11 protein-coding genes are annotated in these 12,699 nt (G+C 33.6%); 7 read left to right on the forward strand and 4 right to left on the reverse strand.

Going from position 1 to position 12,699, the window contains the following annotated elements:
* Nucleotides 1-46: 46 nt before the first annotated feature.
* Together AC1DKZ_RS10990 and AC1DKZ_RS10995 are read right to left on the reverse strand one after the other, a co-directional pair.
* Nucleotides 47-1,519, reverse strand: coding sequence for a sensor histidine kinase (locus tag AC1DKZ_RS10990; RefSeq protein ID WP_088039449.1), 1,473 nt, complete (start codon nucleotides 1,517-1,519; stop codon nucleotides 47-49).
* Nucleotides 1,512-2,177, reverse strand: a complete 666-nt coding sequence (locus AC1DKZ_RS10995) for a response regulator transcription factor (RefSeq protein WP_000800741.1) — start codon at nucleotides 2,175-2,177, stop codon at nucleotides 1,512-1,514. The genes AC1DKZ_RS10990 and AC1DKZ_RS10995 overlap by 8 nt, the downstream gene beginning before the upstream one ends.
* A gap of 462 nt (nucleotides 2,178-2,639) precedes the next feature.
* On the opposite strand from AC1DKZ_RS10995, the gene AC1DKZ_RS11000 reads away from it, so the two are divergent.
* The 3 genes from AC1DKZ_RS11000 (at nucleotide 2,640) to AC1DKZ_RS11010 (ending at nucleotide 4,811) form a co-directional block, all read left to right on the forward strand.
* Nucleotides 2,640-3,314: an HAD family hydrolase gene (locus tag AC1DKZ_RS11000; RefSeq protein WP_476996219.1), complete on the forward strand. Its 675-nt coding sequence runs from the start codon at nucleotides 2,640-2,642 to the stop codon at nucleotides 3,312-3,314.
* 171 nt (nucleotides 3,315-3,485) lie between these two features.
* Entirely contained in the window at nucleotides 3,486-3,854 is a 369-nt protein-coding gene (locus AC1DKZ_RS11005) for a DUF4180 domain-containing protein (protein WP_002127579.1), read from the forward strand.
* 189 nt (nucleotides 3,855-4,043) lie between these two features.
* A complete protein-coding gene (locus AC1DKZ_RS11010) occupies nucleotides 4,044-4,811 on the forward strand; it encodes an arylamine N-acetyltransferase family protein (protein WP_476996220.1) in 768 nt (255 codons plus the stop codon).
* A 19-nt stretch (nucleotides 4,812-4,830) separates the two neighbouring features.
* Here the strand turns inward: AC1DKZ_RS11010 and AC1DKZ_RS11015 are convergent, their stop codons facing one another.
* A complete protein-coding gene (locus AC1DKZ_RS11015) occupies nucleotides 4,831-5,013 on the reverse strand; it encodes a hypothetical protein (protein ID WP_476996221.1) in 183 nt (60 codons plus the stop codon).
* A gap of 143 nt (nucleotides 5,014-5,156) precedes the next feature.
* On the opposite strand from AC1DKZ_RS11015, the gene AC1DKZ_RS11020 reads away from it, so the two are divergent.
* Entirely contained in the window at nucleotides 5,157-5,810 is a 654-nt protein-coding gene (locus AC1DKZ_RS11020) for a YdeI/OmpD-associated family protein (RefSeq protein ID WP_476996222.1), read from the forward strand.
* A 126-nt stretch (nucleotides 5,811-5,936) separates the two neighbouring features.
* Nucleotides 5,937-7,052: an NAD(P)/FAD-dependent oxidoreductase gene (locus AC1DKZ_RS11025; RefSeq protein ID WP_476996223.1), complete on the forward strand. Its 1,116-nt coding sequence runs from the start codon at nucleotides 5,937-5,939 to the stop codon at nucleotides 7,050-7,052.
* 447 nt (nucleotides 7,053-7,499) lie between these two features.
* Here the strand turns inward: AC1DKZ_RS11025 and pssA are convergent, their stop codons facing one another.
* The gene (gene pssA, locus AC1DKZ_RS11030) at nucleotides 7,500-7,991 is read right to left on the reverse strand and encodes a CDP-diacylglycerol--serine O-phosphatidyltransferase (RefSeq protein WP_002085344.1); all 492 of its coding nucleotides are present in this window, start codon (nucleotides 7,989-7,991) and stop codon (nucleotides 7,500-7,502) included.
* A 368-nt stretch (nucleotides 7,992-8,359) separates the two neighbouring features.
* Between pssA and AC1DKZ_RS11035 the strand changes: the two genes are divergently transcribed.
* Entirely contained in the window at nucleotides 8,360-10,606 is a 2,247-nt protein-coding gene (locus AC1DKZ_RS11035; protein WP_476996224.1) for an ABC transporter ATP-binding protein, read from the forward strand.
* Complete coding sequence (locus AC1DKZ_RS11040) at nucleotides 10,603-12,477, forward strand: ABC transporter ATP-binding protein (RefSeq protein WP_002189721.1); 1,875 nt, start codon at nucleotides 10,603-10,605, stop codon at nucleotides 12,475-12,477. Before AC1DKZ_RS11035 ends, AC1DKZ_RS11040 begins: the two co-directional genes overlap by 4 nt.
* Nucleotides 12,478-12,699 lie beyond the last annotated feature (222 nt).

Here is a 12,699-nt window from a genome sequence, read left to right on the forward strand (position 1 = left end):
AAAAATATCAATACTAAAACTACAAAAAACAAACAAACTCGTCCTACTAAGAGGGGAGTTTGTTTGTTTTTTGTTTAGATAATGGAATGTTCATGCAAAATTGTACACTATGTTCCATATTTTTTATAGAATATTTTATATCTAGCGTTTCAAGAATTTGTTTAACAATATATAGCCCCAAACCACTTCCTCCAGTATTTCGATTCCTTGATTTTTCAATTCGATAAAATGGTTTGAAAATTTGTTGTATATCCTCTTCTTTAATATTGACACCTGTATTCATAATTTGCATTTTGATTTGACCTTGTTTAGAATCCTCACTTAACTTTATATAGACTTTTTCATTATGTGGTGAATACATAACCGCATTATGGATAATATTTTTACATGCTTTTTCAAAAAGAACACGATCTGTATAAACAGAAAGATCAGAATCAATTTCTTTTATTATTTGGATGCTTTTTTGAGAAGCAAAAAATTCGAGATCTTTTGTGATTGTATCTATTAACTTCGAAAGATTAACTTCTTCTACTTTTAGTTTAAAGGTGTGTTGTTCTAATTTCGACATGCTTAAAATTTCACGAACTAATTGTTCCATACTTTCAATAATTTGATGATTTTTCTTTAAATATTGATCACGATTTTGATAAGGGCCAATATTGTATATCATCCCTTCTAAGTATCCTTTCATTACAGTAAGAGGGGTCTTTAATTCATGTGCTACAATCGCAAAAAACTCTCTGCGTTTTGTTTCTATTTCTCGTTCTTTTTCAATATCATTTTTTAATTGTTGATTTGCTTTTTTTAAATCAAACATAGCTTGTTGTAAGTTAATAGACATGTCATTCAAACTATTAGATAATTCTCCTAACTCATCTGTAGAGCGAACCTCAATTTTTTCGGAGAAATCTAAATTTGCCATCTTTTGTGCACCCTCATTAATATAAATAAGTGGTTTTGTAATAAACCTGGAATAGAAATAAGCACTCCCTACACCGATTATGAGTACAATGATACTAATATAGGGGAGAAAGCGTACTAAAACCTGTGAAGCTTCATCAATTGGTTGAAATGTAGCAAAGACTATAAGCGTTAAACTACCATCTTGGAATTGAATTGGTTGCGTAACGTTATATGAATTGCTAAGGGTACCTGCATTCTCGAACCGTGTGGCTCTAGTAACTACTGTTGTTTGCGAACCATTTTGAGTAAAAGAAAATGAAGGAGAGTATTTAATTATTCCCTCATTATTTTGAAGATAAAGCATCGCATTATTTTTTTTTGCATATTCATCAAAAAGTGGTATCGCATCTTGAAACGTAAGATCTTTAGATTTATCAATGATTTCTTTTATCCCTGTTTGAAGTTGATCTGTTTTGTATTGCTCATAAAACGTAGGGAGAAAGAAGTATAAAGTTAAATAAATCAATACTGCAAAGGATAACAAAATGAGAGAGGTAGTCATAAAGAGTTTATAAGTAATTTGCTTCATCTTCATGATTTTCACAATACTATTCATCAATTTTATAACCAATACCCTTTATTGTTTTAATATAAGGGATAGCTAACTTTTTACGTAGGTTTTTAATATGTGTATCAATTATTCGTGTTTCTCCAAAATAATCGTACCCCCAAACTTTTTCTACGATATTTTCTCTTGTGAGTACTTTTCTCTCATTTTGAAATAGTAGTTGTAGAATTTCAAACTCTTTTGTCGTTAATAAAATTTCAACGTCATTTACATATACTCTATATGCATCAACATCGATACGCACTTCTTTAAATACCAAATGATTATTTACATTTTTATCATAACTTCTTCTAAGTACAGCTTCGACTCGTCTAATCAAAACATGAAACGAAAAGGGTTTTGTTATATAATCATCGATTCCAAGATCGAACCCTTTCATTTGATCTTCCTCTTCTTCCAATGCAGTTAGCATAATAATTGGTACGTTTGACTGACTTCGAATCATCTTGGATACTTCAAATCCATTAAGATTGGGCATCATTACATCTAGAAGAATTAAATCAAAGGATTGCTTATTAAATTGTGTCATACCCTCTAATCCATCTGATGCGACTACCACTGTATACTGTTGTGTCATTAAAAATTGTTTAATTAATTCCTGAATTTCTTGATCGTCTTCTACCACGAGAATATGATAGTTTTTCATAATATCACCTCTGGTAGTCATTATAGCCTTACTATCTGGAGTTTATGTGGAGATACAATAGGAAACTTAATAGGACGTTTAACGTATTAACTCCATTTTCAAGATTGTGTATTCTCCGTAAAAAAGGATTATTACCCATATTCCTTTTTTATGGAGAAATATTTGTGTGCTTGAAAAAACTTATCATATAAAAAGATGAACGATTAATATTTACAAAAAACTAATGTATAATAATGTAAAATGTATGTGGTTTTTTTAACTGTTTGAAAATATACTTTCGATACTTTACTAGAAGGGGAAAGGGAGATAAATTTAAATATAAAAGAAGCCAGCGAAATTCTAGAGCGTACGCCACAAACTTTGTAGTTTTTTTGCTAATTTAGTAAAGGCCTAAGGTGCGAACAAGGGATTATTTAAATCATGTGAGAAAGGTTGTGAAATTATTTGAGGAGTTATAAAGCTATGCTGTTTGATTTAGATGATACGTTACTCGATAGGGATAAGGCAGTAGATAACTTATTTTTATTAGTTTTAGAGAAGTGTTATGAGGATGTTAGTGATACAGTCAAAAACAATATGTTACAGAAATTCAAAGAATATGATAAAAGAGAATATGGCATTAGTGATAAAACAATAGTTTTAGAATCATTATTTGATGAATTCGCGCCGAAATATAGATTGCCACGCAATTATATCCAAGATTTTTGGAATGAAAACTTTCCTAAATGTTTTTCAATTGACCAAAATACTATTCTTTTCTTAAATCATATAAAGAGGCACTTTAAAGTTGGAATTATTACAAATGGCTCAACTCAGAGGCAAAAAGCTAAAATAATAAATACGGGTTTAAATGAGTATTTTGATACGATTATTATTTCTGAAGAAGTGGGATTTAGTAAACCTGATAAACGTATATTCGAACTAGCATTAAATAAGCTAAATGTACAATCAGAAGATGTACTATTTGTTGGAGATGACTTAGAAAAGGATATTGCTGGTTGTCAAAATGCAAATATAAAGGGCATATGGTTCAATCCTAATATGATTAAGAATAATACCGACACTAAACCATATGCCGAGATTACTTCTTTTGATAATTTATTAATTTATTGTGGAGAGATAAATCTTCAAAAATAGTAAAAAGATAGATTACCCTTAATTTCATTGACCGTATGAGAAGTTTTAAAACAATATTTATTTACGAGGATATAAAGGATATTGGGCCAGGGGCAAATCATTTATGTGTGTTAATGAAGAGCTACACAGCATGTTTAATATATACTTTATAAATTATAGAGGAGTGAGACTATGGAAATAAAGAAAGTAGTAATTGGCGGAATAAATATTGCCGTCGTCAGAAACGATACAGTATTAATATCTGATGTTCAATCTGCATTAGATCTCATGGCAACAGTTCAATATGAAGCGGATTCAAAGCGGATTGCTATCAATAAATCATTAATAAGTGAAAGTTTCTTTGACTTAAAAACACGTCTTGCGGGTGATATTCTTCAAAAGTTTATTAATTACAGCGTGAAAATTGCTATCATCGGGGATTTTTCTATGTACACTAGTAAAAGCCTAAAAGATTTCATTTATGAATGTAATAAAGGTAAGGATATTTTTTTCTTAGCAACTGAGCAACAAGCAATTGAAAAATTAAGCTCATTGAAATAAAGATATAAAATGTAATTCGAAAGAGGCATCCGTGATGGTGCCTCTTATTTGTATTTTTATATAAAAATGTTTTTCAAATTCAAATTTAAATTTTGTACCGGTACAGTAACTGCAAATATACATTGTTACAATATCCCTTCAAATTTACAATCAGCATATATTATTTTAACTTATTAAGGGGTGCTGAATATGACAAAGTTACAAGATCAACTCTTTACAAGATTAAACCTTGAAAAACGTACTGAAATAAAATTTGAAGAATTAAGTACAATACTCTCTGCATTTGCCCACACAATCCCGTTTGAGAATTTAAATGTAATAGCAAGTAATGCGAATACAATTTCTATGAAAAACTTACAAGAGAAAATTTTAACTAGTTCTCGAGGTGGGCTTTGTTATGAATTAAATACTCTTTTTTACTATTTTTTAAAAGATAGTGGTTATGATGTACAACTCGCACTAGGTACCGTATATAAAAATGATATAAACGATTGGGCACTTGAAGATGGGCATATAACAATTATTTTAAATTACGAAAACGTAAGGTACTTAATTGATGTAGGTATTGCTTCATTAGTACCTCTTGTGCCAGTACCATTTACTGGCGAACTTGTTTCTTCTAAAAACGGTTCGTATCGAGTAAGACAAAAAGATACGAGTAAAGGAAACTATGTTCTAGAAAGAATAGATGTTGATGGAGAATGGAAAGTTTGTCATGCTTTTTATAAACATATTATTGATGAGACAGTAGTAAACGATGTTCAAAAAAGAGTGATAGAAGATGAGAAATCTATTTTCAATAAAGGACCCATTGCAGTAAAATTGACGAACTTTGGCCATATCTCATTAACGAATACTAGTTTAACTAAAATTATTTATGGAGAAAAAACGAAGCGTGAAATTACAGAAAATCAATATAAAGAGCTTTTATATACTTTATTTGCTATTGAGTTGTGAATATAAAAATAGCCGGTTCTTATTCAGAATCGGCTATTTTTATTATTTTTGGTTTAAATGGTTTTCGTCTAATATGTTTCGGAAACTGCGGTATAGTTAACGTTTTTAACGTTTCCTCAGCTTCTTCATATGTATGAAAAACTGGCTCTTTTTCATTATATCCTTGCAAAACTAGCCCTTCATCTCGGATTACATATGGCATAAAACCACTCCTTATAGTAAAAAATTATGGTCTATTGAAACAGAATGATACGATTTCAAGTTTAATTTTCTTAATAGATATAATACACTAGAACAGTATAAAGAAGTATATAAAATGAATATTGGATGCAAAGGAAGATTATAATGTCAGTTATTGATAAATTGAAACTAAATAAGTATACAAATATGGTCGTAATTAACGAACCAAGTGATTATGACATTTTCACAGGTAAAGAAACCTCATTTTCAAAAGAACATGATGCTATTTTTATTTTTGTTGAAACACTTGATGAAATGGTGAAACAAACGAATTATATTATTAGTAATGAAGAATTACTAATTGAAAAAGGCTACATATTCTTCGCGTATCCGAAAAAAGGTAATTCCCGATATAGTACGTTTATTCACCGTGATGAAATGTTTCCAGCATTAAACGTTGGCGAAGATGGGTATGTAGGACAGAGTGATATTAAATTTGCACGAATGGTAAGTATGGATGATGTCTTTACAGTTGTAGGTTTAAAGCGTGAAAAGAAAAAAGAGAAGAAAACGCCTGCTATGAGTCAATGCGTTGCCGATTATGCAGATCGAATTAAAGATGTTGAAGCACTATTGGCTAATCATCCAAATGAACTTAAGTTTTATCAAAGTTTAACACCTGGATATCAAAAAGATTGGGCACGTAATTTATTTTCTGTGAAACAAGAAAAAACACGCGATAAACGTCTTGAGAAAATGATTGAAATCCTTTCACAAGGCTATAAAACAATTGAATTATTCCGTAAGAAGAAAAAATAATGATTAGGAACGTCACAATGATGCAACAATTAATGACACTTTGCACAGTGAAAAAAGAATTCCTTTCAGTATACTAAAGTATGTTCTTATATTTAAATAATTAGCAAAAGAGAAAAGGTGTTTGAAATGAAATCGTATATTGTAGTTGGAGCTGGAATTTTAGGAGCGTCTACTGCTTATCATCTTGCAAAAGCAGGTGCGAATGTTACTATCGTTGATCGCCAACAATTAGGTCAAGCAACTGATGCAGCAGCAGGTATTGTCTGTCCTTGGCTTTCACAGCGTCGTAATAAAGCGTGGTATAAAATCGTTAAGGGCGGTGCACGTTACTATTCTTCGTTAATCCAACAATTAGAAGAAGACGGTGAAACGGATACAGGTTACAACCGTGTAGGTGCAATTAGTTTACATACTGACGAGAAAAAACTAGATCAAATGGAAGAACGAGCTTATAAACGACGTGAAGATGCACCAGAGATCGGTGAAATCACTCGCTTATCAGCTGAAGAAACGAAAAAATTATTCCCAGCACTATCAGAAGAATACAGTTCTGTTCATATTAGTGGCGCTGCACGAGTAAATGGAAGATCATTACGTAACGCATTAATAAGTGCTGCGAAAAAACATGGTGCTACTTTTATAAAAGGAGATGCTGTATTAGTTCGTGAAGGTAATCGTATTACTGGAGTTACAGTAAACGATGAAATAATTTTAGCAGAAAAGGTAATTGTAACTGCAGGCGCATGGGCGAATGAAATCTTGAATCCGTTAGGAATTAATTTCTTAGTTACATTCCAAAAAGGACAAATTGTTCATTTGCAAATTGAAAATACAGCAACAGAAAATATGCCAGTTGTTATGCCGCCGAACGATCAATATATTTTAACATTTGACAATGGCCATGTCGTAATTGGTGCAACGCATGAGAATGATACTGGTTTCGATCACCGTGTAACAGCTGGTGGTTTACATGAAGTATTCCATAAAGCGTTAACAGTAGCGCCTGGTTTAGAAGATGGTACAATGCTTGAAACTAGAGTTGGCTTCAGGCCATTTACGCCAGGATTCTTACCTGTTATTGGCCCACTCCCTAATTTTGAAGGCATACTCATTGCAAACGGATTAGGTGCTTCAGGATTAACAGCAGGTCCATACTTAGGATCAGAACTTGCGAAACTTGCGTTAGGGCGACCGATTGAATTAGATTTAAATGATTATGATGTTGCTGGGGCAATGGAATAGTAATAAACAAAAAAGATTAGGAGTGATTTCCTAATCTTTTTGTTATGTTATTTGGGCGTAACTAAGTATTTTGGGAGGTAGGAGTTCTTTTAAACAAGGGGTACCACCACATCGTTATCAAGCTAAGAAAATAGATAACCCAAAAAACGAAAAATTTTTGCCTTTTATAGCAACGAAGTGCATTTTTATCGTTTGAGGTATTAGAGAAGAAAGGGGGATTCGTTCAATATAGAGGCGAAAATACATATCAGAAATATAAACAATAGCCTCAAAAACTGGAGGCTATTCAATTTCACAATCTATTATGAGCAATTACAATAGGTAAGCTCTTTAAAGTCTGTCCCATCGCTGCATTCGTAAAATGATGAATAACATCAAAACCCTCAACTTGATGGATATTAGCGAACCGTTCCACAAATGAAATTAAAGCGATAGACGGGATCCCAATTAAAGTTTTTTAAACCTAATTGGACTTACCATTAAGAGAGCGAGGATTAATGTAATCCATGCATTGCTATATGAAAACAATCCCATACCGGCCAATGGTAATCCAGCAGCTGGAATAGGTAATCCCTTAAAATATCCAATGGTTGGTTTTACACTAAATTTAGCTAATCTTAAAGCACCCATCGTTGGGAAAAGGATAAATGCCAAAGAAGTTAAAATAGATGGTGTTGCTATCGAATGAAATAAAAGTGCAGGAGCAACTCCGAAACTAACAATATCAGCTAAGGAATCCAATTGTACACCAAACTCACTGTTCACTTTTAATTTTCTCGCAATTCTTCCATCAAGGAGATCTAAAACAGCTGAAAAGAAAATGAAAATGGAGGCTACTTCCAAATAGTCACTCATATTCATGGTAATTGAAAAAACACCGCACAATAAATTTCCAATCGTAAATAAATTGGGTACAGCTTTTACTATTTGATTGAACAAGGTTGTCCCCCCTAAGTTGATCGTAGCATTTTCTATATATTCTTCCGTTATTCTTGAAAATATATGACCACTGTATGCTAAGTAAATTTCGACAAGAGAAAAGTCGATTTCCTGTACGTTATGTTGGTTTATAAACATGTTTGATCAAAGGTAAGTCTATTACTGCTAATTTGCCGAATATAAAAAACGTTTTTGAAAAAAAGAGCCTATTTTCGGTGCATCATATCTTCATATAGTCATAAAATTAATCTGTAGTCGAAAATACGTAAAGAGCTGCTAGAATGAATTACTGAGAATACGAAGAATAAAGGAGAGAAGCGGAGTAAAAACTAAAAAAATTAGACAAAGAAAATGGAGAGATGAACTAAATGTTAAAGATTATCAAACATTTAAAACCATTTATTGCTTCTATCATTGCAGTTGTAAGTCTTTTAACTGTACAGGCAGTATGCGATCTATCACTGCCAGACTACATGTCTAACATTGTCAATGTAGGAATTCAACAAAAAGGTGTAGAAAATGCAGTACCTGAGGTTATTCGTAAAAGTGAAATGGATAAACTTACGCTCTTTATGAATGAAAATGAGAAGAAAAAAGTTGCTGACAACTATGTGATTTTAGATAAGAACAACCTCTCTCAAAGCGAACTAAAAAATGACTTAAAAGATTATCCGCAGCTTGAAAAAGAGCCACTTTATAAGTTACATACAGAAGATAAAAAAATAATTAACGAACTTAACGATATCTTTGGGAAACCAATGTTAATTACACAAGGAATTGAAAAAGGTGGCTCATCTGCTTTCTCTCCTGCTGCGACAGGTGACAACAACACACCAGCGAAACTTCCGCCAAATACAGATCCTTTTGCAATCATTGCGAAACTTCCTCAAGATCAAATCAATGCAATGAAAGAAAAGGCAGATGAAAAGTTTAAGAATATGCCAGGCAGCATGGTAACACAATCAGCTGTTTCATACATTGAGAATGAGTATAAGAAAATCGGTATCAATACTGATAAACTTCAATCTAATTTTATTCTTACTTCCGGCGGGAAAATGCTACTTTTATCCTTAGTAAGTATGGCAGCTACCGTTATCGTGAGTTTACTTGCTGCAAAAGTTGCTGCAGGACTCGGCAGAGACCTTAGAAAGAAAGTATTCCGGAAAGTTACCAACTTCTCGAATGCGGAGTTTGATAAGTTTTCGACTGCATCTCTAATCACAAGAAGTACAAATGATATCCAGCAAGTTCAAACACTTATGGTTATGATGCTTCGCATTGTATTCTATGCACCAATTTTAGGTATCGGCGGCATTATTAAAGTACTTACTACAGACCTTTCAATGGGATGGATTATCGCAGTTGCGGTAATTGCGATTTTAAGCCTAGTCATTGGTTTATTTAGCATCGCGATTCCTAAGTTTAAGCGTATCCAAAAGTTAGTAGATAAAATTAACTTGATCACTCGTGAATCTTTAACAGGTATGCTCGTTATTCGTGCTTTTAATACTCAAAAACATGAAGAAAAGAAATTTGAAAAAGGAAATCAAGATTTAACAAAAACAAATTTATTTGTAAGCCGTTTAATGTCATTTATGATGCCAATGATGATGTTTATCATGAATGCCGTTACTGTACTTATTATTTGGGTTGGATCACACCAAGTGGATATGGGACATATGCAAGTTGGTGATTTGATGGCATTTATGCAATATACAATGCAAATCATCATGGCCTTCTTAATGATTTCAATGGTATCTATTATGGTTCCACGTGCTTCAGTTTCCGCACAACGTATCGCAGAAGTTTTAGATACTGACATTACCATTAGTGATGTAAAAGAGCCGAAAACATTTGCTTCAGACAAGAAAGGTTACGTTGAATTTAAAAATGTTGGCTTTAGATACCCAGGTGCAGAAGAAGATGTGCTTTCCAATATCACCTTTACTGCAAAACCTGGTGAAACGACAGCTTTCATCGGAAGTACAGGTAGTGGTAAATCAACATTAATCAACTTAATTCCACGCTTTTACGATGTCACAAGCGGCCAAATATTAATAGATGGCACGGATATTAGAGAAGTATCTCAGAAGGAATTAAGAGAGAAAATTGGTTATGTACCGCAAAAAGGAGTTCTCTTCTCAGGTACAATCGAGAGTAATTTGAAATATGGTAAAAAAGAAGCAACTGAAGAAGAACTCGAAAAAGCGGCGGAAATCGCGCAAGCTATGGAGTTTATTAACGCGAAACCTGAAAGCTTCCGCACAGAAATATCACAAGGTGGTACGAACGTTTCCGGTGGTCAAAAACAAAGACTTTCTATTGCGCGTGCTCTTACGAAAAAATCAGAAATCTTCATATTCGATGATAGTTTCTCAGCTCTTGACTTTAAGACAGACGCAGCATTGCGCAGAGCTTTAAACAATGAGATTACAGGAAGTACTATTTTACTTATTGCCCAAAGAATCAGTACAATCATGAATGCCGATAAGATTATTGTACTTGACGAAGGAAAAATAATTGGGACTGGTACTCATGAAGAGCTTATGGAAAACTGTGAAGTTTATAAGCAAATTGCTTTATCACAACTTTCAAGAGAGGAGTTGTCATCATGAGTGATAGAAAAATAGAAAATAGAAAACAAAGCGGCCCTGGTCCTGGTGGTGGCGGTCCTATGGGCGGCGGCATGAGAAAGATTGAGAAAGCAAAAAACTTCAAAGGAACGATGAATAAACTCCTTCAATACTTGAAGCCCTATAAATTATCAATCTTAATCGTTATCCTTTTCGCAATCGGCAGTGCAGCCTTTACAATCGTTGGTCCAAAAATTTTAGGAAACGCGACAACAAAACTTTTCGAAGGACTCGTAAGCAAAGTATCAGGAGCACCCGGTGCGGCCATTGACTTTACCTATATCGGAAACATTGTCATTTTACTTCTTGGATTATATATACTGAGCACTGTGTTTGGTATTATCCAGGGGTACATTATTTCTGGAGTAGCTCAAAAAGTATCTTATAACTTCAGAAAAGAAATCGATGAAAAAATTAACCGTATGCCGCTGAAATACTTTGATAAAACAACGCACGGCGAAGTATTATCGAGAATTACAAATGACGTAGATACGGTGAGCCAAACTTTAAACCAAAGTATGTCGCAAATCATCACATCCGTTATTACAATCATCGGTGTACTTATCATGATGTTATCAATCAGCTGGCAAATGACATTAGTGGCACTTTTAATATTGCCAGTATCGATGATTCTCATCATGGCAGTCGTAAAACGATCACAAAAATACTTCAAATCCCAGCAAGAATATTTAGGACACGTAAACGGTCAGGTCGAAGAAATTTATAGTGGTCACAATATCGTAAAAGCCTTCAACAAAGAAGAAGAAGAAGTGAAAAAATTCGAAAAGGTAAATGATACCCTTTACCATTCCGCATGGAAATCTCAATTTTTATCTGGAATGATGATGCCGATTATGACATTTATCGGTAATATCGGTTACGTCGCTGTATCTATTTTAGGTGGATGGCTTGCGGTAAAGAGAACTATCGCAGTTGGAGACATTTTAGCCTTTGTGCAATATGTTAGAAGCTTTACGCAACCAATCGCTCAAGTAGCACAAATCGCGAACGTACTTCAATCTACTGCAGCTGCTGCAGAAAGAGTCTTCGAATTTTTAGAAGAAGAAGAGGAAGTGCCAGAAGCAGAAAATCCAGTGAAGCTGCAAAAAGTTCAAGGAGAAGTTACCTTCCAAGATGTTCAATTTGGATACAATCCAGATAAGATCATCATCAATGATTTCTCATCTAACATTAAACCTGGACAAAAGGTAGCAATCGTCGGACCAACCGGAGCTGGTAAAACAACGATTGTAAAACTGTTAATGCGTTTCTATGACATAAACAGCGGTGCAATATGTATCGACGGTCACGATATAAAAGACTTCACGCGAGAAGACCTGCGCAACATGTTTGGTATGGTACTTCAAGACACTTGGCTATTTAACGGCTCCATCATGGAAAATATACGTTACGGTAGACTCGATGCTACAGACGAAGAGGTAATTGAAGCAGCGAAAGCAGCTCACGTTCACAACTTCGTAAAAACATTACCAAATAAATATCAAATGGAACTAAACGAAGAAGCAAGCAACGTATCCCAAGGACAAAAGCAACTACTAACAATTGCACGTGCTCTTATAGCGGATCCGAAAATATTAATACTCGATGAAGCAACAAGCTCCATTGACACTCGTACAGAAGTACTGATTCAAAAAGCGATGGAAAACCTTATGGAAGGTAGAACAAGCTTCATTATCGCTCATAGATTATCAACAATACGTGATGCAGATTTAATCCTTGTCATGAAAGACGGAGATATTGTAGAACAAGGTAATCATGAAGAGTTATTGAAAGCTGATGGTTTCTATGCTTCGCTTTATAATAGTCAGTTTGAAGGTGCGGATGCTTCTTGAGTTAGGTGAAAGTCCATTTAAATAACTAAACCCACGAAGAAAATGCATTTTCTTCGTGGGTTTTTATTATTTTTAAGGTTCTGTTACAAAGTTTTTAAAAGTAAGCTAGACTTTTGCAAAACAGAGTGAGGAGCATGATAAATGGGATGTTTTAAAGGGAAACAATTTAAAAAGAACATTAGAAGATTAATTAATACATTCTTGTAATGTTTTAGTATTTCT

The sequence above is a fragment of the Bacillus sp. 05T21 genome, from assembly GCF_056396785.1.

Excerpts from the sequence above, each read along its gene's own strand:
- AC1DKZ_RS11015 (WP_476996221.1), bottom strand. The coding sequence starts at position 5,013 with ATGCCATATGTAATCCGAGATGAAGGGCTAGTTTTGCAAGGATATAAT.
- AC1DKZ_RS11025 (WP_476996223.1), top strand. The coding sequence starts at position 5,937 with ATGAAATCGTATATTGTAGTTGGAGCTGGAATTTTAGGAGCGTCTACT.
- AC1DKZ_RS11005 (WP_002127579.1), top strand. The coding sequence starts at position 3,486 with ATGGAAATAAAGAAAGTAGTAATTGGCGGAATAAATATTGCCGTCGTC.
- AC1DKZ_RS11000 (WP_476996219.1), top strand. The coding sequence starts at position 2,640 with ATGCTGTTTGATTTAGATGATACGTTACTCGATAGGGATAAGGCAGTA.
- AC1DKZ_RS11010 (WP_476996220.1), top strand. The coding sequence starts at position 4,044 with ATGACAAAGTTACAAGATCAACTCTTTACAAGATTAAACCTTGAAAAA.
- AC1DKZ_RS10990 (WP_088039449.1), bottom strand. The coding sequence starts at position 1,519 with ATGAATAGTATTGTGAAAATCATGAAGATGAAGCAAATTACTTATAAA.
- AC1DKZ_RS10995 (WP_000800741.1), bottom strand. The coding sequence starts at position 2,177 with ATGAAAAACTATCATATTCTCGTGGTAGAAGACGATCAAGAAATTCAG.
- AC1DKZ_RS11040 (WP_002189721.1), top strand. The coding sequence starts at position 10,603 with ATGAGTGATAGAAAAATAGAAAATAGAAAACAAAGCGGCCCTGGTCCT.
- AC1DKZ_RS11035 (WP_476996224.1), top strand. The coding sequence starts at position 8,360 with ATGTTAAAGATTATCAAACATTTAAAACCATTTATTGCTTCTATCATT.
- AC1DKZ_RS11020 (WP_476996222.1), top strand. The coding sequence starts at position 5,157 with ATGTCAGTTATTGATAAATTGAAACTAAATAAGTATACAAATATGGTC.